The organism is Sphingomonas sp., assembly GCF_036388215.1.
GTDB lineage: Bacteria > Pseudomonadota > Alphaproteobacteria > Sphingomonadales > Sphingomonadaceae > Sphingomonas.
In genome coordinates this window covers 37,199-57,849 of sequence record NZ_DASVSH010000001.1, presented here as the reverse complement: position 1 = coordinate 57,849, position 20,651 = coordinate 37,199, and the positions used below count along the sequence as shown (strand labels likewise).

Here is a 20,651-nt window from a genome sequence, read left to right as displayed (position 1 = left end):
GCATGAAGGGGGCCGAAAAGCTGCTCGATCAGCGTTGCTTCTTCGTCGTGGTCGCGGGTGAAGTCTGGATCCTTCTTTGCCACCCAGTCGACAAATTTTCGAATGTTCGGATTGTCCAGGAGACCTGCCACATCCATCCCGTGGCGCTGCAATTCGGAATTGGTGAAGTTGGCGATCAGCGTCTGCTGGCAGATAGGGTGCATGGGGACGACATCACGTCCGCCCCTGCTTTTCGGCACGGGATGGTGCCAGACAATGGTCTTGCCCGTCGGGCGGCCACACAGCCAGCAGACCACGACCGCCGCCGGAGCTTCCTCCTCGCGGTGCAAGCCTCCATAGGGCTCATGTTTCGAATGCTTGCGTGCCATATGTCCGTCCGGATGCCTAATCTGGGACTGCCCGGCTATAGCGACGTGCCCGGCAATACCACTACGCCATCTCTATCATGGGCAGGTGGCGAAATCTGAAGCGCCGAAATCGCAAGTCGATTTTCGCGTGCGCATCCGGTTTCGCTCGTAGTTGCCGATTGCGTCGGCAGCGCGCCCCGCTATGGAACACACAGGGAACATGCCAGGCGCTTCCCAATTCGAGGAAGGTGCAGCAAATGATCGATCAAGTGGAACCCGACGCCGTAAATGGCTTGTCGTTTGGGCGCTGGCTTCTGACACAGCGCGACCGCGGTGATTGGATAGACGGAATCGCCGATGCCGCACGTGCAGACCGCACTTTCCCCAAGGATGGCAATCCCGAGGCGGTGCGGGCGCATCTCCGCAAGCAGCAGGCCGACGGCGACGCCTTTCAGGCTATCGATGATGCCGAGGCCGACTGGCAAAACGCCTGACAACCCACACCGAGGTTGGTGATGTCGACAAACCTAGAACCGTCGCGCTCATCGGCCCAACGGCCGACCAATCTTGAACCGGACGCTGGGGCGAGGCATCGGATCAGTCCCCAGCAGGCGACCCGGGAAGACGTTCGGCGAGAACGGAAATGCCTTCCCCGCTGAACGACGTGGCAGATACGCCATCGATCTGCACCGGGCGCTCCGCCGTCAACGTCGCTGCGGCCTTGTGCTCGGGATCCAGTTCGATCCAGGCCCGCACTGCGCCCTCGAGGCTGGTGACCTCGGCAAGATCTCCATCGCCACGCGGCACGTCCTCAAGAGCCGCGCTCATGCGCCAGTCGATGTCGGGGGTCTTGGTGTCTTCGCCCCAGGTTGCTTCCGCCATGGCTCTTCAATTCCTCCAGGCGCCGAGCGCGCGCTTCGGCTCCAGCTGCAGTTGATCGGTCTGAGCACACAAGCCCGGAAGCACGGGTTTGTTCATTGCGCAAAGTCGCTTCGGATCACCGCTTAGCTGGCGAGGCGGCGGTCAACCAAAAGAATAAGAATCGCTACCTGCGCAACCGACGCAACGTGGCGAGCCACCGGTACACGTCACGGTATCATGGCCGAGTCGGGAGCAAGAGCCGCCAACGATGACTTGACGGCACAAGTGGGCGCCAAGCGCATCGCCGGATCTTTCCATTCGTTCGCCACGTTGCGACGAGTCTAAGTAGCTGTTGCAAGGAGCAATTTTCGTACCTCCTTAGTCACCCCTGTCGCCGGAGCAGCTCGCGCCGGCTTGAAAACAGGGTGCCGGTCAGTGAGTGCAGCTCCAGTCCGTTCAGAAGCTTCGCGCCGCGGTGCGCGCATGCTGCGGACCGCGCTCGGCGCGTCGATCGCTGCTTGGCTGGACGATGCCGAGATTGTCGAGGTCATGCTCAATCCCGACGGCCGGCTCTGGGTCGACCGACTTGGAGCGGGGCTGGCCGACACCGGGATGACGGTGTCAGCAGCGGATGGCGAGCGCATCATCCGCCTGGTCGCGCACCATGTCGGCACCGAGGTCCATGCTCGCTCTCCGCGTGTTTCGGCCGAGCTTCCCGAGTCAGGCGAGCGGTTCGAGGGGTTGCTGCCCCCGGTCGTGACCGCACCCGCCTTTGCGATCCGCAAGCGGGCCGTCGCCGTCTTCACGCTCGACGACTATGTCGCGTCGGGCATCATCTCCGCCGCGCAGTGCGCGTCGCTCCGCGCCGCAGTGACCGGGCGCGAGAACGTCCTCGTCGCCGGCGGCACCGGCAGCGGCAAGACCACACTTACCAATGCGCTGCTCGCCGAGATCTCGGGAACCAGCGACCGCATCGTCTTGATCGAGGACACGCGCGAGTTGCAGTGCACCGCGCCCAACCTGGTCGCTATGCGAACCAAGGAAGGCGTGGCGACGCTCTCCGACCTGGTACGCTCGTCGCTTCGTCTGCGTCCCGATCGCATTCCGATCGGTGAGGTCCGCGGCGCTGAAGCCCTCGATCTCCTCAAGGCCTGGGGCACCGGCCATCCGGGCGGCTTCGGCACGATCCACGCCGGCACCGCGCTCGGTGCGCTGCGCCGCCTCGAGCAGCTCATCCAGGAAGCGGTCACAACCGTGCCGCGCCCACTGATCGCCGAGACCATCGGGCTGATCGCGGTGCTGGTGCGCGACGGCTCCGGCCGGCGCCTCGCCGAACTTGCCCGCGTCGAAGGCCTCGCGCCTTCGGGCGAATACCGCCTCCACTACCTCACCAACGGAGAGTCCGAATGAACGCCTCGCTTTCCGCCGCCCGCGCCCGCGGAGTGGCTCTGTACACCTGCGCCCTGGTCGCGCTCACCGCCGGCCCCGCACGCGCCTCGGGATCGTCGATGCCCTGGGAAAGTCCGCTCCAGTCGATCCTGGAGAGCATCGAAGGCCCGGTCGCCAAGATCATCGCGGTGATCATCATCATCGTCACTGGCCTGACGCTCGCGTTTGGCGAAAGCTCGGGCGGGTTCCGGCGGCTGATCCAGATCGTGTTCGGGCTGAGCATCGCCTTTGCTGCCAGCTCCTTCTTCCTCAGCTTCTTCAGCTTCGGCGGCGGGGCGCTGATCTGATGGAAGCGTTCGATCCCGGCGCGGCCATCCCCGGCTATTTCGCGCCTGTCCACCGCGCGCTGACCGAGCAGATCCTGCTTGGCGGTGCGCCACGCTCGGTGGCGATCGTCAACGGCACGCTCGCTGGCGCGGTCGGGCTCGGGCTGCGCTTGTGGCTGGTGGGCTTGCTCCTCTGGGCGGTCGGCCATGCCATCGCCGTTTGGGCTGCGCGCCGGGATCCCCAGTTCCTCGAAGTTGGGCGGCGTCACATGCGCTACCCCGCTTTGCTGCGCGCGTGAGGCGGCCATGATGTTTCTCCGCGAATACCGCGCGCGCGGCTCCACGCTCGCAGACTTCCTACCCTGGGCGGCGCTGGTCGGTCCGGGCGTGGTGCTCAACAAGGACGGCTCGTTCCAGCGCACGGCCGCGATTCGCGGACCCGATCTGGATTCTGCGACCCCGGCGGAGCTGGTCGCCACCGCCGGCCGCCTCAACAGCGCGCTGCGGCGGCTCGGCTCCGGTTGGGCAATCTTCTTCGAGGCGCAGCGCCTGCCGGCACATGATTATCCTGAGGATGCCTTCCCCGATCCGGCATCGGCGTTGGTGGAACGCGAGCGCCGCGAGCAGTTCGCCGAGGAAGGTGCGCATTTCGAAAGCGCCTATTTCCTGACGCTGCAATGGATGCCGCCGGCCGAAGACGCCGCGCGCGCCGAGGGGTGGCTCTACGAGGGCCGCTCGGGCAGCGGCGTCGATCCGAACGAGTTGGTAGCTGGTTTCGTCGATCGCAGCGCCCGCCTGCTTCAGTTGCTCGAAGGCTTCGTGCCCGAAGCGCGCTGGCTCGATGACCGCGAGACGCTGACCTATCTGCACTCGACGATCTCGACCAAGCGCCAGCGCGTCCGGGTGCCCGAGACCCCGATGTACCTGGATGCGATCCTCGCCGACGAGCCCTTGATCGGCGGACTTGAGCCGCGGCTCGGCAGCCAGCACCTGCGGACGCTGACCGTAACCGGCTTCCCGAGCGCGACCTTTCCCGGACTGCTCGACGATCTCAACCGATTGGCTTTTCCGTACCGCTGGGTCACTCGCGCGATCACGCTCGACAAGACCGATGCGACCAAGCTGCTCGGCCGAATCCGCCGCCAATGGTTCGCCAAGCGAAAGTCGATCGCCGCGATCCTCAAGGAAGTGATGACCAACGAGGCATCGGTCCTGGTCGACAACGATGCGTCGAACAAGGCCGCCGATGCCGATCTGGCGCTGCAGGAACTCGGCAGCGACATGGTCGGGCAGGCCTATGTCACGGCGACGGTCAGCGTTTGGGACGCCGACCCCGGCCTTGCCGCGGAGAAGCTGCGCCTGGTCGAAAAGGTCGTGCAGGGCCGCGACTTCACCGTGATCGCCGAAGGCATGAACGCGGTAGAGGCGTGGCTCGGAAGCTTGCCGGGGCATGTCTACGCCAATGTCCGACAGCCTCCGCTCTCGACGCTCAACCTCGCGCACATGGTGCCGCTGTCCGCAGTCTGGGCGGGGCCGATCCGCGACGAGCATTTCGATGCGCCGCCGCTATTTTTCGCGCGGACCGAAGGCTCCACGCCATTCCGCTTCTCGCTCCACGTCGGCGATGTCGGCCACACGCTGATCGTCGGTCCCACCGGCGCCGGCAAATCGGTGCTGCTGGCGCTGATGGCGATGCAATTCCGTCGCTACGAAAATGCGCAGATCTTCGCCTTCGACTTTGGCGGTTCGATCCGGGCCGCCGCGCTGGCGATGGGTGGAGACTGGCAGGATCTCGGCCACGCGCCGCAAGAGGAGGCCGCGTATGGTGTCCGCCTGCAGCCGCTCGCCCGCATCGACGATCTGTCCGAACGCAGCTGGGCCGCCGAATGGCTCGCAGCGATCCTCGCTGCCGAGGGAGTGACGCTCGACCCGCAGGCCAAGGAGCATCTTTGGGCAGCACTGAACTCGCTTGCGTCCGCGCCGGTGCCCGAGCGGACGCTCACCGGCCTCGCGGTGCTGCTACAGTCTCACCAGCTCAAGCAGGCGCTCGGGCCCTATTGTGTCGGCGGGCCGCATGGCCAGCTTCTCGACGCGGAGTCCGAGCATCTCGGCGAGGCGCGTGTCCAGGCGTTCGAGACCGAAGGACTGGTCGGCAGCGCCTCCGCGCCGGCCGTCCTCTCCTATCTCTTCCACCGGATCGAAGCGCATCTCGACGGTGCGCCGACGATGATCATCATCGACGAAGGCTGGCTCGTTCTCGACAGCCCTGCCTTCGCGCAGCAACTGCGCGAGTGGCTGAAGACGCTGCGCAAGAAGAATGCGAGCGTGGTGTTCGCCACCCAGAGCCTGGCGGATATCGAGACGTCGGCGATCGCGCCGGCGATCGTCGAGAGCTGCCCGACCCGCATCTTCCTTCCCAATGAGCGAGCGTTCGAGCCGCAGATTGCCGCCATCTACCGGCGCTTCGGGCTGAACGAACGCCAGATCGAGATCCTCGCCCGGGCGACGCCCAAGCGCGACTATTATTGCCAGTCGCGCCGCGGCAACCGCCTGTTCGATCTTGGACTGGGTGAGGTTGCGCTCGCCTTTGCCGCCGCATCGTCGCGCACCGACCAGCGGCGCATCGCCGAACTTCTCGAGGCCCATGGCCGCGCCGGCTTCGCCGCCGCGTGGCTGCGCGCCCGTGGCCTCGACTGGGCCGCGGATCTTCTCCCCCTCACTGTCCAGGAGTAACTGTCATGCGTTCCTCGTCTCTTCGCCGCCTCGCGCTGTCCACCGGCGCCGCGATGTTACTCGGCTTCGCCTCGGCCCCTGCCCACGCCCAGTTGGGCGGCGTCGTCTACGACCCCACGAACTATTCGCAGAATGTGCTGACCGCCGCCCGCACGCTCGAGCAGATCAACAACCAGATCAAATCGCTGCAGAACGAGGCGCAGTCGCTGATCAATGACGCCAAGAACCTGGCGACGCTGCCGACCTCCGCGCTGACCGAGCTCCAGGCGCAGGTCCGCCAGACGCAGCAGCTGCTCGGCAACGCCCAGCGGATCGCCTATTCGCTCCAGTCGATCGATCAGGCGTTCAGCAGCCGGTACCGCGCCTCAAATATGTCGGCGACCGACAAGGCGCTGGTCGACAATGCTCGTGCCCGCTGGGAAGACACGGTCGCCGCCTTCGAGGACGCGCTCAAGGTGCAGGCCGGCGTCGTCGGCAACATCGAAGGCTCGCGCGACGTGATGGACCGGATTGTCGGCTCCAGCCAGTCCGCGTCGGGCGCGCTTCAGGCGGCGCAGGCCGGCAACCAGCTCCTCGCGCTTCAAGCCCGCCAGCTCGCCGACCTGACCGCGGTCGTTGCGGCGCAGGGCCGAGCGCAGGCGCTCGAGGCATCGCAGCGTGCGGCTGCGCAGGACCAGGCTCGCGAGCAGCTCCGCCGCTTCCTCGCTCCGGGCACCGGCTACCGGCCGACCCCGGTGCAGATGTTCCACCGCTGAGGTTTGGGCGATGAACCTCCGGCTTCCGGCTCGCATTGGCGCCTTCGCGTGCCTTGGCGCCGCCTTCGCGATGGGTCTGCTCGCCTTGCGCGAGGAGCCGAAGCCGTCATCGCCTTCCACCACCCTCTCGACCGACCTGCCCACAGACCCGCTCCAGGCAAAGCTTCGGAGCTGCCAGTTGGCCGGGCAGGCGGCGGGCTCGGACCCGGGCTGCCTCGCAGCCTGGGCCGAGAACCGCCAGCGGTTCCTCGGGCAGCGGAGATTGCAGCCCGGCGAGCCTGAGATGGACGAAGCGCCCGGCAGATCCACCGAACCGGCGATCTTCGCGAACGACCCGATCGCCAATAGCCAGCAGGAGCAGTGACATGGGCGGCACAGGCGTCGTCGACCGGTTTCTCGAGGTCTTCACCTCCTACATCGATTCCGGGTTCGGGCTGCTTCAGGGCGAAGTCGCGTTTCTCGCGACCACGCTGATCGTCATCGACGTGACGCTTGCGGCGCTGTTCTGGACCTTCGGCGAGGGCGACGACATCGTCGCCCGGCTGGTCAAGAAGACCCTCTTCGTCGGCATCTTCGCGTACATCATCGGCAACTGGAACATGCTCGCGAGGATCGTCTTCGAGAGCTTTGCCGGGCTTGGCCTGAAGGCCTCCGGCACGGGGTTCACCACAGCCGAGCTTCTGCAGCCGGGCCGCGTTGCCCAGGTCGGCCTCGATGCAGGCCGCCCCATCCTCGACTCGATCTCCGGGCTGATGGGCTACATCAGCTTCTTCGAGAACTTCATCCAGATCGTCGTGCTGTTGTTCGCCTGGGTGATCGTGCTGCTCGCCTTCTTCGTGCTGGCGGTCCAGCTGTTCGTCACCCTCATCGAATTCAAGCTCACCGTGCTGTGCGGCTTCGTGCTGATCCCGTTCGGCCTGTTCGGCAAGACCGCCTTCATGGCCGAGCGCGTACTCGGCAACGTCGTCTCCTCTGGCATCAAGGTGCTGGTGCTCGCGGTCATCGTCGGCATCGGTTCGACGCTCTTTTCCGAATTCACCGACGCGATCGGCAACGCGCAGCCTACGATCGAAGATGCCATGGCGATCGTCCTGGGCGCGCTGTGCCTGCTCGGCCTTGGCATCTTCGGACCCGGCATCGCCAGCGGCATCGTTTCGGGCGGCCCGCAGCTCGGCGCCGGCGCTGCGGCGGGCACGGCACTTGCTGCAGGTGGGGTGATGGCAGCCGGCGCGGCCGCCGGCGGCGCAGCGCTCGGCGCAGCCGGTGGTGCGCTCGCCGGCGCGGGACGGACCGTCAGCACCGCGACCAGCGCGTACCGCGCTGGCGCGGCGGGCAAGTCGGGCATGTCCGGCGTCGCATCCGGTCTCGGCAATGTCGGCCGGACCGCCGCAAACAGCGCCATGTCTCCGCTTCGACGCGCAACCGGCGGATCTCCCGGCGCGTCCGCCGGGCCCGGCAGCGGTACGGGCAGTGGAAGCGGCACTGCGGGCGGGGGTGGCAGTGCCGCGACCGCGACCGCGCCGTCACAGGTTGAGCGGGACTCGGGCGGGGTATCCAAACTCCCGGCGGGCCCTGATCCGATCGAGCGCGACAGCGGCGGCGTTCCGTTGGCCCGGGCCGAAGCGTCACGCGCGGCGCCCTCGCCGACATCGTCGGACGAGGCAGCGGCGGCCGCGTCGCCTGCACCCGACGCCCCCCGGAGTGAACCGCCCGCCTGGGCTAAGTCGATGCGCCGCCATCAGGCGATCGTCCACGGCGCCAGCGTCGCCACCCACACGCTGCGCGGCGGCGACAGCCGGGGCCCCGGCGCCTCCGTCAGCGTGACCGACAAGGAGTGAATGCATGTTTCGACGATCGACCGTGCGCTATAGCGCAACCCCCGAACCTCAGACGCCGTACCAGCGTGCCGGGCAGGAATGGGATGACCGCATCGGCTCTGGCCGCGTTCAGGCCCGGAACTGGCGGCTCGCCTGCTTCGCGGCGCTCGCCCTCCTCGCGCTATCCATCGCCGGGCTGATCGGCATGGCCATGCGCGGCACCATCACGCCCTGGATCGTCCAGGTCGACAAGATCGGCGAGGCACAGGCCGTGGCCCCCGCTGATGCGGCCTATCATCCGAGCGATCCGCAGATCGCTTATCATCTGGCGCGCTTCATCGAGAATTTCCGGGCTATTCCCGCCGATCCGATCGTGCTGCGCCAGAGCTGGCTGCGGGCTTATGACTTCACCACTGCCAAGGGTGCGCTCGCGCTCAACGACTATGCCCGCAACAACGACCCGTTTGCTCAGGTCGGCAAGATGCAAGTCGCGGTCGATGTATCGAGCGTGATCCGTGCCTCTGACAACAGCTTCCGCATCTCGTGGACCGAGCGTCGCTACCAGGACGGGAGCCTCGCTGCGACCGAGCGCTGGTCGGCGATCGCGACGGTCGTGATCCAGGCGCCGCGTACCCCCGAGGCCCTGCGCAAAAACCCCCTCGGCGTGTTCGTCAACGCCCTCAACTGGTCAAAGGAGCTTTCGCAATGACCCCCATTCGCACGGCAATCCTGCCGACCCTGTTCGCGCTGGCAGCGTTGCCGCTCGCCGCGTGCAGTTCGTCCCACGCCCAGACGCGCCCGCTGACGTTCGATGCGCCCGCCGCGGTGCCGGAACCGGAACAGCCCAAGGCGGTCGAGATCATTCGTATCCCCGAGCCCTTGCCGCTGCCCGGACAGCTCAAGCCGATCTCGACCCCTTCCATAGCAGAGCCGGCCGACCCCAGGACCCGGATCGGCAGCGCCAATGCCGCGGCGCGCATGCAGCCCGTTCGGGACGGGTTTCTCAATGCGATTCAGCTCTACCCCTGGGCCGAAGGCGCGCTCTATCAGCTCTATGCAGCGCCCGGTCAGGTCACCGATATCGCGCTCCAGGAAGGCGAACAGCTGGTGGGGCCGGGCCCGGTCGCGGCCGGCGATACCGTCCGCTGGATCATCGGCGACACGGTGAGCGGGACCGGAGCGGGGCAACGCGTCCATATCCTGATCAAGCCTACACGGACCGGCCTCGTCACCAATCTCGTCATCAACACCGACCGGCGGACCTATCACCTCGAGCTGCGCTCGACGCCCGAAACCTACATGGCCTCGGTCTCCTGGACCTATCCGCAGGACGCATTGATCGCGCTTACCGCGCGCAGTCGGGAAGCAGCAGCCGCAGCGCCGGTCGTGCCCAGCATTGACATCGACGCCCTCAACTTTCGCTATCGGATCGAAGGCGATCGCGCGCCCTGGCGTCCGCTGCGCGCATTCGACGACGGGCGGCAAGTCTTTATCGAGCTGCCGCCGAGCATCGGCCAGAGCGATCTTCCGCCGCTGTTCATCGCGGGCGCCAAGGGCGAAGGCGAGCTCGTCAATTATCGTGTCCGCGGCCGCTACTTGGTGGTCGACCGCCTGTTCGCCGGCGCCGAACTGCGGCTTGGGGCGGGCAAATCGGAGAAGCGGGTGCGCGTACTGCGCGACGGCGCCCTGCCGGTGGAGAAATCCAAATGAACGCCGCTGCTGAACCGCCGGTGGGCGTGGCCGACCTGCGCCTCCGCGGGGATCCTCCCCGCGTGATGCGCCTATCGCGAAAGGCCTTGGCGGCGGTTGGCCTGGTCACGACCGCCGGCATCGGCGGTGCGCTGATCTACGCGCTGCAGCCCTCGGCGCCGAAGAGCCCAACCGAGCTCTACGCGACCGACAATCGCTCGACAACCGACAGCCTGGCCAGCGCACCCAAGGACTATTCGCAGGTGCCCAAACTCGGTCCACCGCTGCCGGGTGATCTCGGCAGGCCGATCCTGTCCGCGCAGCAGCGCGGAGTCGATATGACGCCGCCTCCGATGGGTGCGCCGTCCCCGGCTCCGGCCGGTCCAGCCGTCAACGCCGCTCAGGCTGCGCGCGAGCGAACACGCCAGGAGCGCGACGCCGCGCGCACCAGCAAGGTATTTGTCGGCGGAGAAGGCGCAGGCACTTCGACAGCCGCGGCTCCCAGTCCATCGCTCCAAATCCCAGCAGTCGCAAATGCCGCGGCCATGCCAGCAGCGCCGACAAATCCCGGCGGCGGAACCGATCAGGCCGCCAAGCGGAATTTCCTGCGCGCTTCCGAAGGCAGTCAGGCCGAAAGCGGCTTTCGAGTGGCGGAGCCGAGTTCGCCCTATGTCGTGCAGGCAGGCAACATCATTCCCGCCGCGCTGATTACCGGCATCCGTTCGGATTTGCCCGGCACCATCACCGCGCAGGTCACGCAGAATATCTATGACAGCGTGACCGGCAGGTTTTTGTTGATTCCCCAAGGGAGCCGGCTGATCGGTGAATACGACTCGCAGGTATCGTTCGGCCAAAACCGCGTGCTGCTTGCCTGGGATCGCCTCATCTTGCCCGACGGTCGCTCGATCCAACTGGACCGGCTCCCCGGCGCCGACGCTTCGGGTTATTCCGGGCTGCAGGACCGCGTCGACCAGCATTGGGGTGGGATGTTTCGAGCAGCGCTGATCTCGACATTGCTCAGTGTCGGCACCGAGGTCGGCAATGGCAATGACGACGAGCTGGTTCGCGCCCTTCGCCAGGGTTCGTCAGAATCGATCGGCCGCGCCGGGCAGGACCTAGTTCGCCGGCAGATGAATGTGCAGCCTACGCTGACGATTCGGCCGGGGTTTCAGCTTCGGGTGATCGTGACGCGCGACATTGTGCTGGCGCCGGCAGAAGGAGGCGCGAAATGAACCTCAAGCTTGGGCCCATCGCCGATGACAAACCGGTGAAGGTTTCGATCGACGTGCCGGCCGAAGTCTTTCGGGACCTCACCGCTTATGCCGAGGCACATGCCGCGGCAACCGGACAGCGATCGCAAGGCCCGGCCAAGCTGATCGTACCCATGTTGACGCTCTTCATGGCGAGCGATCGCGAGTTCACGAAGGTCAGGCGTCGGCATGTCTAAAGAGTGGCGCGCATGAGGGTTTGAACTTGGCCGATGGCCGACTGGCGGTTTCGAATGCGGAAACGACAAAGCGTACGTCTCAGCCAACATTCGACGACGAATCCGGTTCGACGTGACCGACCGGACGTTGCGCCACTTTAGTGCTATGCCGGGCCATCGCCCAAGCAAGCGGGGTCCGGCCGATGCCTCCCCTGCAGCATGCCGCGGCACGGGTCGTCGCACCCATCGTCGAGATTTCCGACCTGCGAGGTTCAACGACCAAGCAGCCTACGCCGTCACGATGTCGGCACAACGCCTGCGAGACTAAGGTCCGAGCCGCTCGTCCGGTACGACTCGCGCGGAAACCCTACCCGCTTTCTGCGAGGCCGACCTGGCATCGCTGCATCGTGATTCGACTCGCTTGACCCTGACATCATGTCAAGCTGCAAACGGTACCAGAAGATGATTCGCTTTGAAGGACGATCCTATGAACCACGATCATTCCCGGCACAGCGGCACGCCCGAACCGGGACGCGCGACGGACCCTGTATGCGGAATGACTGTCGATCCCGCGGCGACGCCACATCACCATTCCTTCGAGGGCAGGACCCATCATTTTTGCAGCGGGAGCTGCCTCGCGAAGTTCTCGGCTGATCCAGCTCGCTACCTTGCCGAGGAGCGGTCGAGCGCGTCGGACACCGCATCAACTGCACCCTCCCAGGGCGTCATCTGGACCTGCCCGATGCATCCGCAAATCCGACGCCCGGAACCGGGAAGCTGCCCGATCTGCGGGATGGGGCTGGAACCGCTTGAACCCAGCCTGGAGGAGGGTCCGAATCCCGAGCTGATCGATATGACCAGGCGCTTCTGGTTCAGCGCCGCGTTGTCGGCGCCGCTGGTCATCCTGACCTTGGGTGCCGAGGTGTTCGGCTGGGATCTTGTTCCGATGCAGATTTCTATCTGGGTCCAGCTTGCCCTGACAACGCCGGTGGTTCTCTGGGGCGCCTTTCCCTTCTTCGAGCGGGGCCTCGCGTCCCTGCGGACCCGACACCTCAACATGTTCACGCTGATCAGCCTCGGTGTGGGCGTGGCCTATGGCTACAGCGTGGTCGCAACGCTCGCCCCAAGCCTGTTTCCCGCCTCATTCCGAACGATGGGAGGCGCCGTTCCGGTCTATTTCGAGGCGGCGGCGGTCATCACGGCACTGGTGCTGCTCGGGCAGGTGCTGGAGTTGCGCGCACGTTCTGCAACGGGTCGCGCCATCCGCGCGCTGCTGGGGCTTGCGCCCAAGACCGCGCGCGTGGTGCGCGAAGACGGGCGCGAGGAGGATGTTGCGCTCGAGCTGGTGCAGGCGGGAGACCTGCTTCGTGTCCGGCCGGGCGAGAAGGTGCCGGTCGATGGCGTGGTCACCGAAGGCCATTCCTCGATCGACGAGTCGATGATCAGCGGAGAGCCTGTGCCCGTCGAGAAGACGCCGGGGGAAAGAGTGACCGGCGCCACCGTGAACGGCACCGGCGGCTTCGTGATGCGTGCCGAACGCGTCGGGCAGGATACGATGCTTTCGCAGATCGTGCGGATGGTCGCGCAGGCGCAACGTTCGCGCGCACCGATCCAGGCGCTCGCAGACAAGGTCTCGGCGTGGTTCGTGCCCGCCGTGGTGCTGATCGCGCTCACATCCTTCGCGGTCTGGTCGATTTGGGGGCCGGAGCCCTCGCTCAGTCACGCGCTTGTCAACGCCGTGGCGGTGCTCATTATCGCCTGCCCATGTGCACTCGGCCTTGCGACACCGATGTCGATCATGGTCGGCACGGGCCGCGGCGCGGCGGCCGGCGTGCTGGTCAAAAATGCCGAGGCCCTGGAGTTGATGGAGAAGATCGACACGCTCGTGGTCGATAAGACCGGCACGTTGACGCTTGGAAAACCCAAGCTCGTCGCCGTGGTGACTGCTGCGGGATTCGAGGAAGCGGAGGTGCTGCGGCTCGCGGCCGCCCTCGAACGGGGGAGCGAGCATCCCCTCGCCGCCGCGATCCTCGAAGGAGCGGAGGACCGTGGCATCGATCTGCCGGCGACGAGCGGTTTCGCTTCACATACGGGCAAGGGTGTGACCGGCACCGTTGACGGCCGAAAGGTTGGGCTGGGAAATCAGGCGCTGCTGGACGAATTGGGCGTCGACTCCGCCTCGCTATCCGCTCAGGCGGATGCGTTTCGCGCGGATGGACAGGGCGTCATGCTGGCGGTCATCGACGGGAAGCTGGCGGGCCTGATCGTGGTCGCGGACCCGATCAAGGAGAGTGCGGCGGCGGCGATCGAGGCGCTGCGGCGTGACGGCGTCCGGGTGGTGATGCTGACCGGCGACAACCGGAGAACCGCCGAAGCTGTCGCACGTGTAATTGCAGGTATCGACGAGATCATCGCCGACGTCCTCCCCGAGCAAAAGCAGCAGATCGTGGAGCGCCTGCGCAAGGAAGGGCGGCGCGTGGGCATGGCGGGCGACGGCATCAACGACGCTCCCGCGCTTGCCGCCGCGGACGTAGGTATCGCGATGGGCACGGGGACCGACGTGGCAATGGAGAGTGCTGCCGTGACACTCGTCAAGGGCGACCTTGGCGGGATCGTCCGGGCACGCCATCTAAGCCGTGCCGTCATGTCAAACATCCGTCAGAATCTGTTCTTCTCCTTCGTGTTCAACGCGGCGGGGGTACCGATCGCGGCCGGGGTTTTCTATCCGTTCTTCGGCCTGCTGCTGAGCCCGATCATTGCCGGCGCGGCGATGGCCTTCAGCTCGGTGGCCGTTATCGGAAACTCGCTGCGGCTTCGGACGACTCGTCTTTGATGCGAAACTGTGGGTGAGGGAGCGGAGGCATCGTGAAAATAGGTCAGGTCTCGGCGGCAACCGGCGTCAGTCAACGCATGATCCGCCATTATGAAAAGATCGGGCTGATCCCGCGCGCTTCGCGTCGGGACTCAGGGTACCGCGACTATGACGCGCGCGACGTGAACACGCTTGGCTTCATCCGTCGCGCCCGCGACCTCGGCTTCCCAATCGAGGAAATCGGCCAGTTGCTGGCATTGTGGCACGATCGCGGTCGGGCCAGTTCCGAAGTAAAGTCGTTGGCACTCGCCCGCGCGGCGGAACTGAAGCGCAAGGCGGCGCAACTCGACGAGATGCGTAAGGCGCTGGAGCATCTCGCGTCGAGCTGTCACGGCGACGATCGTCCCGACTGCCCTATCCTGGTGGGACTCGAAGGCCCGAGCGGATGACTAGGACGTCAGCTTTCGCGAAGACCAGTGGATATGGAAGATCTTCCAGCTCCCCTTGACGCGCCGAAGCAGCATGGTCTCGGTGGTCAGGCTGTTGACCGCCTTGCCCTTGTAGGTGCCCTTCGTTCGCGTTTCGCTGGCGATCCAGGCAAAGTCGCCGATCGTCTCGCCGGAGCGCTTCGCCGTCACACTCGACACGGCTTTCGCAAATTCCGCGTCGGCGGCGGCGTGGTGGGCGGCATATTCCGTCTTGCTGCGCTCCACATGGCCACTCTCGAAGATCAAGGCGTCGTCGGAAAGCAGATCGAGCGCGTCGCTCGGCCTCCCGGTGGACAGGGCTGCGTGAAACGCATCAACGACCTTCGCCGGGTCGCTGATCTCCGTGGTGGGCCGCTTCAACTGGACGGCGCTCGCCTCGGTAGCCAGCGGCGCGCCGGACAGGGCGACGAACGTCGAGAGTGCAACGAGCATTCTGATGTTCATGCTGGTCCCCACTGTGATGAAACGCTGTTATTCCTAGCATGCGCGCTCGCGCGATAGGAAGCGGCCGCCCTCGCGATTCCGTGGCACGGTTGGTGCTCAGGACGCCGAGGGTGGCGCCAGCATGCCGAGCCAGGCGACGAGCGCGACGATCACGACCGCAGCGGCTGCCTCGGCGACGATGCTGGCCCGCAGCGCTCCTGTGGCGGTCCTCGTATCGCCCTTCGCGAGCGCAGCGGCCAGGCGCGGGGTCAGACGCACGCGATTGAGGGCGGCGAGGCCAAGCATGGCAAGGAACAGGAGCAGCTTGAGGATGAGCAACTGTCCGTAGGGCGAGGCCGGCAGGAGCGGCAAGCCACTTGGGCCGACGGTCAGCCAGAGATTGACCGTGCCGGTGAGCAACAACAGCGCGACAACGATCGATCCGACCGTGGAGAAGGCGTGGAGTGCGTCATGCATGTCGCTCAGCGGGCGGCTCTGCGCAGGCGGCTGGATCAGCGACGCGAGCAACACGGCGAGAGCCCCGACCCATAGCGCCGCGGCCAGTAGGTGGGCTACGTCCGAAAGCAGGTGGATGGTCCCGGCGGGCCCTTCCGACACCGCCGCATGCCCGACCCACGCCAATGTTGCCAAGGCCGTTCCCGAAGCGGCAGCGACCACCCAGATGGCAGTCCTTCTCCGCGTGACGAAAGCGATTGCTACCAGCGCCGCGGTCAACGCAGCGAGTCGCACCAGGAAGGACCAGCCAGGCGTCGTTTCCGCCAGCACGAACCGCAACGTGTCCTGGTCGAGATCCGTTACTGCGACGCCCGCCATTCCTGCCACCGAGTAGAGGAAGCCGGTGACGCTCAGAATAACCGCGAGGCCGCCCAGCGCGGATAGCACTCGACGGCTGGGAAGCAGCGAGGCCTGACGGGCGGCGTAAACGCATCGCGCCGCGAGCCCCGCCAGCAACATCAAATCGAGGTAGAGGGCGAACCGCAGCGCGGCCGCCAGCCAGTCGGTCACGGCATCACTTCACGGTGAAGACATGCACGCCGGTGATCCGGTGCGTATCCCCGCCAACCACGAACCATTCGACGCGATAGGTGCCGCGAGGAAGCGGCTTGGAAAGCGTCAGTACGATCGACTTGCCGTCCGCACCAACCGCGCTCGTCACGCCGCTCATTTTCATCGGAGGATGGTCTTTCATCCCCCGCATGCCGGTCATCACAAGCGAGCCGCCCGACAGCCGTGGCGTCAAACGTTCGCTGAACGTCAGGACAATTCGAGTGGGTGGAGCGACGCTCGCGTTCGCGGCCGGGGTCGCCGCAACCAGCTTGGGATGCGCCAGCGCCGAGGCCGGCACGGCCGCGAGGCCTAGAGCCGCGAGCAGAGCGAGCATGAACTTGAAACGCATGATGAACTCCTTTGAACGCGATTGCTCGCTATGCGGCACGGGCACTTTACCCGCCCTGAACTTGCCTGAGCGAGGTTGATTCAACTCCATGGGACTTGACACTGTGTCAGGGTCAATAGGCTTTATTTGTAGGCGAAACAGCGCTCAAGCCGTTGCGCGCCTTGCTATCAAAGCCTATTGAACCCGCATGTCGGCCGCTCGCCTCATGAGGCTTCTGATCCTCTTCGCGGTTCTCGTCATGCCGCTGGCCATGGTCAATGGCGGCCCCGCGATGGCTTCGAGCATTTCACAGGAACCAGCAGGTCATTGCGAGCAGATGCCCGAGCACAAGAAGGACCAGCCGGATCGGCTTGCCGATTGCGCGGTCGCCTGCGCCGCAATTCCTTCGCAGCGCTACGACATTCAGCGACAGACGTATGGGCCCACCGAACCGCGTGTCGCGGGTCTGGCCGAGATTCTCCACGGGCTCGCCCCGGAGGCAGCAACACCCCCTCCACGATTCTCCTGAGACGTAAACCCGCTCAAATCACAGGAGATTCTCATGAAGACCATTTTGGCCACGATCGCGCTGACGATCGCGTTTCCCGCCGCCGCCTACGCACAGTCCGCTCCGACGCCGGAGAAGAAGTGCTGCTGCTGCAAAGACGGCGAGAAGATGGAGTGCTGCAAGGACAAGGTTTCCGATGCCCATGCTGGGCACGGCGAAGGCAAGCCCGACAAGCCCCACCATTGAGCCCTGATGGATAGCGGCGCCGCACATGGCGCCGCTGTCTTCGGGACGGCGCGAGTGCGCGTCACAAGGAAACATCATGAACAAGCCGCATCCGATCGAGCGGCGGACGCTTCTGCGCGCTGCCGCCCTGGGCGGCGGAAGCCTGGCGCTGTCTGCCTGGTTTCCCGCCTGGGCCAAGCCTGTCTCTCAGGGGATCGTCCGCCCGCTGCCTTCGCTCCAAGGCGCCGAAATCGCGCTGACCATCGCGCACCAGCTGATGAAGGTCGATGGGCGTAACACCCATGCGATCGGCATCAACGGGACAGTGCCGGGGCCGCTGATTCGACTGAAGGAAGGGACCAACGTCCGCCTCTCGGTGACGAACGATCTCGACGAGGACAGCTCGATCCATTGGCATGGCCTGCTGCTGCCGTTCCAGATGGACGGCGTGCCGGGCGTGAGCTTTCCCGGCATCCGACCGCGTTCGACCTTCGTCTACGAGTTCCCGGTCGTCCAGGCCGGCACCTATTGGTATCATAGCCACTCGGGGCTCCAGGAGCAGATGGGGCATTACGGCCCTATCGTCATCGACCCCGAAGGCCCCGATCCGATCGCATCCGATCGCGAGCATGTGATCGTGCTGTCGGACCACAGCCCGCTTCATCCGCACGAGATATTCCGCAAGCTCAAGCTTCAGGGCGGCTATTTCAACTACCAGAAACAGACGCTCGCCGAGCAGCTTCGTGGCGAGGGACAGTCAGCCGCCGAACGCCGCGAATGGGGCAAGATGCGCATGGACCCCACCGACATCGCCGACGTGACGGGATCGACTTACACCTATCTCGTCAACGGGCACGGCCCTGACGACAATTGGACGGCGCTGTTTCGGCCGGGCGAGCGCGTGCGCCTAAGGGTCATAAACGCTTCGGCGATGACGACATTCAATGTCCGCATCCCAGGCCTCAAGCTCACCATCGTCCAGGCGGACGGGCTGAGCGTGCGCCCGGTGACGGTTGATGAGTTCCAGATCGCGATCGCGGAGACCTATGACGTAATCGTCGAGCCGATAGAGGATCGCGCCTACACGCTTGTCGGAGAGAGCATCGACCGATCCGGCATGGCGCGGGCCACGCTGACGCCGCGCGCGGGAGTGGTGGCGGAGGTCCCACCGCTCCGAAAGCGCCCCCTCGCGACCATGAAGGATATGGGCATGGGCGGGATGGGTGGAATGGACCACGGCTCCGGTGCCGCGGGTGCCGCCTCAGACCCTGACTGCCCGCCAGAGCACGCCGAAATGGGCCATTGCACTCCAAAGGGGGCAGCGGCGCCGCAGAGCGCGCATGCGACGGCTCCTGCACCGATGAAGCACTCCATGCGCGACTTTTCGACCGTGCCGCCCACTGTCGAGGACACCCCGACCGTCCAGATGATTTCTCCGATGCCGATGGATCGCACCGGCGAGCCGGGTCAAGGATTGGAGGACGCCGGTCACCGCGTGCTGGTCTATCGCGACCTGATCGCGGCGGAGCGCAACCCCGACGTTCGCGGTCCCGATCGTGCCCTCGAGATCCATCTCACCGGGAACATGGAGCGCTATATGTGGGCGTTCGACGGCGTGAAGCTCAACGAAGTGAAGGCGCCGATCCCCTTCCTGAAGGACGAGCGGGTCCGCATCACATTAGTCAACGATACCATGATGGGTCATCCGATCCATCTCCACGGCCATTTCTTCGAGCTCGTGACCGGCCACGGCGAATATGCGCCCCGCAAGCATACCGTAAACGTGCAGCCGGGCGGCAAGGTGACGTTCGACGTGACCACCGACGCGGTTGGCGACTGGGCGTTTCACTGCCACATGCTTTACCACATGCATGCCGGGATGATGCGTGTCGTCACCGTCCGCCCGCGCCAGGGAGAAGCCGCATGAAGCGCCTCCTCCTGCTCGCCGCCGCCTCGACGATTATTTGCGCCGCCCCCGCGGCGGGACAGTCGATGGATCACTCCGACATGCCGGGGATGACACCTCCAAAGCCCACGCCCACACCTGCGTCCAAGCCCGCCGAGGACCAGCACGCGGGCCATGCGGCGCAGCCGAACGCGAAACCCGCGGCCGCTGAGCCTGCCGATCCGCACGCCGGCCACGATATGTCGGCCATGCCGGAGGCAGGACCGGCGACGCCTCAGGCAAGCGGGGACCCCGGCTTAGGCGGCACAGCGCTACCGCCGGGCAATGCGCCCGCACCCGTTCCGGTCGAAGCAAACTATGCCGACAGCATATGGGGCCGTGACGCGATGATCGGCTCGCGCGCAGCAGTGATGCGCGAGCATGGCGGCGGGACGTTCTCGCAGATCATCTTCAACATCGCGGAATATCAGGCGGGTAAGCGTGCGGATGGCTTTCGCTGGGAGGGCGAAGGCTGGTTTGGTGGCGACATCAATCGCCTCGTGGTGAAGACCGAAGGCGAAGCCACTTTCGGTGAGGGCGTGGAAAGCGCGGAAGTCCAGGGGCTCTACTCGCGCGCCATCGATCCCTATTTCAATGTGCAGGTCGGCGTCCGCCATGATTTCGAGCCGGGCCGCCCGGCGACCTATGCGACCGTCGGTATCGAGGGGCTGGCTCCCTATTGGTTCGAAGTCGAAGGCGCGCTGTTCCTATCGACCAGGGGCGACCTTCTGGCCCGAGCGGAGGGCTATTACGACCAGCGCATCACCCAGCGCGTGATCCTGCAGCCGCGCGTCGAGTTCAACCTCTCGGCGCAGGACGTGCCGGCGAGCCGTATCGGCGCCGGTCTGGTCGACGTCGAGCTCGGTCTCAGGCTGCGCTATGAAATCAGCCGCGAGTTCGCGCCCTACGTCGGCGTTGCCTATGAGGCGAAGACGGGGCGCACCGCGAACTTCTCGCGTGTCGCGGGCGAGGATCCGACGTCAGCCAACTTCGTGGTGGGGGTGCGGTTCTGGTTTTGACGTGTGGCGACCGTGCTGGCTTGCGCGAGGTTTGCGGCGGAGATAGGAACTTCCGCGTGAGATTTTTCGGCGACCATCTGGTGAAGCGGATGAGTGCGATGTTGTGCATCGCGCTCGCACTTGTCTTCGCCGGGACCGCCGCGTCGGGCGTCGTCGATCAGGTTCAGCACTCGGGTGCCCGCGCAGAAGTGCATGAGCATTCGGCTTTTAGCGTTGCGGTCGCGCTGGATGATCACGATGCCGATCATCATGCGGATCACGATCAGGACGACCAGCGCGATGGTCCAATGGATCACCAGCCGGGCCATCACCATCACGGTGACACCGGCTCGGGCATCGTGGCTTTGGCCTCGTTACACATCGGCAGGCTGGCTGCCACGAACGGTGGGCTACCACTCCCACCCGACCGGAACCCCGCGAACGCGGCCCCTCACGGGCCCGAACGGCCTCCCAGAACCTCGACGGCTGACGTTTAGCCCGCGCCGCTCGGCG

Annotated in this window: 23 protein-coding genes and 1 pseudogene; 18 read left to right on the top strand and 6 right to left on the bottom strand. The window is 65.7% G+C overall.

The window, feature by feature from the left end:
* Positions 1-28 precede the first annotated feature (28 nt).
* Positions 29-368 (bottom strand): annotated as a pseudogene (locus VF617_RS00290) (hypothetical protein).
* 236 nt (positions 369-604) lie between these two features.
* Here VF617_RS00290 and VF617_RS00285 point away from each other — a divergent pair.
* Positions 605-841: a YozE family protein gene (locus tag VF617_RS00285; RefSeq protein ID WP_331012851.1), complete on the top strand. Its 237-nt coding sequence runs from the start codon at positions 605-607 to the stop codon at positions 839-841.
* 103 nt (positions 842-944) lie between these two features.
* On the opposite strand, the gene VF617_RS00280 is transcribed toward VF617_RS00285, so the two are convergent.
* Complete coding sequence (locus VF617_RS00280; RefSeq protein ID WP_331012850.1) at positions 945-1,229, bottom strand: hypothetical protein; 285 nt, start codon at positions 1,227-1,229, stop codon at positions 945-947.
* A gap of 462 nt (positions 1,230-1,691) precedes the next feature.
* On the opposite strand from VF617_RS00280, the gene trbB reads away from it, so the two are divergent.
* The 13 genes from trbB (at position 1,692) to cueR (ending at position 14,604) form a co-directional block, all read left to right on the top strand.
* Positions 1,692-2,618: a P-type conjugative transfer ATPase TrbB gene (trbB, locus tag VF617_RS00275; RefSeq protein WP_414713924.1), complete on the top strand. Its 927-nt coding sequence runs from the start codon at positions 1,692-1,694 to the stop codon at positions 2,616-2,618.
* Positions 2,615-2,944 carry a TrbC/VirB2 family protein gene (locus VF617_RS00270; RefSeq protein WP_331012848.1) on the top strand — a complete coding sequence of 110 codons (330 nt, stop codon included), beginning with the start codon at positions 2,615-2,617 and terminating at the stop codon, positions 2,942-2,944. The genes trbB and VF617_RS00270 overlap by 4 nt, the downstream gene beginning before the upstream one ends.
* The gene (locus VF617_RS00265) at positions 2,944-3,222 is read left to right on the top strand and encodes a VirB3 family type IV secretion system protein (protein ID WP_331012847.1); all 279 of its coding nucleotides are present in this window, start codon (positions 2,944-2,946) and stop codon (positions 3,220-3,222) included. The genes VF617_RS00270 and VF617_RS00265 overlap by 1 nt, the downstream gene beginning before the upstream one ends.
* Before the next feature lie 7 nt (positions 3,223-3,229).
* Entirely contained in the window at positions 3,230-5,656 is a 2,427-nt protein-coding gene (gene trbE, locus VF617_RS00260; protein ID WP_331012846.1) for a conjugal transfer protein TrbE, read from the top strand.
* Positions 5,657-5,661: 5 nt separating this feature from the next.
* On the top strand, positions 5,662-6,411 hold the full coding sequence (gene trbJ / locus VF617_RS00255) for a P-type conjugative transfer protein TrbJ (RefSeq protein ID WP_331012845.1): 750 nt from the start codon (positions 5,662-5,664) through the stop codon (positions 6,409-6,411).
* A gap of 10 nt (positions 6,412-6,421) precedes the next feature.
* Positions 6,422-6,775, top strand: coding sequence for a putative entry exclusion protein TrbK-alt (gene trbK-alt / locus VF617_RS00250; protein WP_331012844.1), 354 nt, complete (start codon positions 6,422-6,424; stop codon positions 6,773-6,775).
* 1 nt (position 6,776) lies between these two features.
* Positions 6,777-8,249, top strand: a complete 1,473-nt coding sequence (gene trbL, locus VF617_RS00245) for a P-type conjugative transfer protein TrbL (protein ID WP_331012843.1) — start codon at positions 6,777-6,779, stop codon at positions 8,247-8,249.
* Positions 8,250-8,253: 4 nt separating this feature from the next.
* Complete coding sequence (gene trbF / locus VF617_RS00240; protein ID WP_331012842.1) at positions 8,254-8,937, top strand: conjugal transfer protein TrbF; 684 nt, start codon at positions 8,254-8,256, stop codon at positions 8,935-8,937.
* Positions 8,934-9,938 carry a P-type conjugative transfer protein TrbG gene (trbG, locus tag VF617_RS00235; protein WP_331012841.1) on the top strand — a complete coding sequence of 335 codons (1,005 nt, stop codon included), beginning with the start codon at positions 8,934-8,936 and terminating at the stop codon, positions 9,936-9,938. The genes trbF and trbG overlap by 4 nt, the downstream gene beginning before the upstream one ends.
* The gene (locus VF617_RS00230) at positions 9,935-11,149 is read left to right on the top strand and encodes a TrbI/VirB10 family protein (protein WP_331012840.1); all 1,215 of its coding nucleotides are present in this window, start codon (positions 9,935-9,937) and stop codon (positions 11,147-11,149) included. Before trbG ends, VF617_RS00230 begins: the two co-directional genes overlap by 4 nt.
* Entirely contained in the window at positions 11,146-11,364 is a 219-nt protein-coding gene (locus VF617_RS00225; protein ID WP_331012839.1) for a DUF2274 domain-containing protein, read from the top strand. The genes VF617_RS00230 and VF617_RS00225 overlap by 4 nt, the downstream gene beginning before the upstream one ends.
* 466 nt (positions 11,365-11,830) lie before the next feature.
* Positions 11,831-14,176 (top strand): heavy metal translocating P-type ATPase, encoded by a 2,346-nt coding sequence (locus VF617_RS00220; RefSeq protein ID WP_331012838.1) that lies wholly within the window; start codon positions 11,831-11,833, stop codon positions 14,174-14,176.
* Positions 14,177-14,208: 32 nt separating this feature from the next.
* Positions 14,209-14,604, top strand: a complete 396-nt coding sequence (gene cueR, locus VF617_RS00215) for a Cu(I)-responsive transcriptional regulator (RefSeq protein ID WP_331012837.1) — start codon at positions 14,209-14,211, stop codon at positions 14,602-14,604.
* Here the strand turns inward: cueR and VF617_RS00210 are convergent, their stop codons facing one another.
* From VF617_RS00210 to copC, 3 genes are all read right to left on the bottom strand, one after another.
* Positions 14,605-15,075 (bottom strand): YybH family protein, encoded by a 471-nt coding sequence (locus tag VF617_RS00210; protein ID WP_331012836.1) that lies wholly within the window; start codon positions 15,073-15,075, stop codon positions 14,605-14,607.
* A gap of 108 nt (positions 15,076-15,183) precedes the next feature.
* A complete protein-coding gene (gene copD / locus VF617_RS00205) occupies positions 15,184-16,092 on the bottom strand; it encodes a copper homeostasis membrane protein CopD (protein WP_331012835.1) in 909 nt (302 codons plus the stop codon).
* Positions 16,093-16,096: 4 nt separating this feature from the next.
* On the bottom strand, positions 16,097-16,483 hold the full coding sequence (copC, locus tag VF617_RS00200) for a copper homeostasis periplasmic binding protein CopC (RefSeq protein ID WP_331012834.1): 387 nt from the start codon (positions 16,481-16,483) through the stop codon (positions 16,097-16,099).
* 205 nt (positions 16,484-16,688) lie between these two features.
* Between copC and VF617_RS00195 the strand changes: the two genes are divergently transcribed.
* The 4 genes from VF617_RS00195 (at position 16,689) to VF617_RS00180 (ending at position 20,159) form a co-directional block, all read left to right on the top strand.
* On the top strand, positions 16,689-16,991 hold the full coding sequence (locus VF617_RS00195) for a hypothetical protein (protein ID WP_331012833.1): 303 nt from the start codon (positions 16,689-16,691) through the stop codon (positions 16,989-16,991).
* A gap of 33 nt (positions 16,992-17,024) precedes the next feature.
* Positions 17,025-17,216 (top strand): hypothetical protein, encoded by a 192-nt coding sequence (locus tag VF617_RS00190; protein ID WP_331012832.1) that lies wholly within the window; start codon positions 17,025-17,027, stop codon positions 17,214-17,216.
* A gap of 76 nt (positions 17,217-17,292) precedes the next feature.
* Positions 17,293-19,122, top strand: coding sequence for a copper resistance system multicopper oxidase (locus VF617_RS00185; RefSeq protein WP_331012831.1), 1,830 nt, complete (start codon positions 17,293-17,295; stop codon positions 19,120-19,122).
* Entirely contained in the window at positions 19,119-20,159 is a 1,041-nt protein-coding gene (locus VF617_RS00180) for a copper resistance protein B (RefSeq protein WP_331012830.1), read from the top strand. Before VF617_RS00185 ends, VF617_RS00180 begins: the two co-directional genes overlap by 4 nt.
* Here the strand turns inward: VF617_RS00180 and VF617_RS00175 are convergent.
* The gene (locus VF617_RS00175) at positions 20,060-20,476 is read right to left on the bottom strand and encodes a hypothetical protein (RefSeq protein ID WP_331012829.1); all 417 of its coding nucleotides are present in this window, start codon (positions 20,474-20,476) and stop codon (positions 20,060-20,062) included. The genes VF617_RS00180 and VF617_RS00175 overlap by 100 nt on opposite strands.
* Between the last annotated feature and the right edge of the window lie 175 nt (positions 20,477-20,651).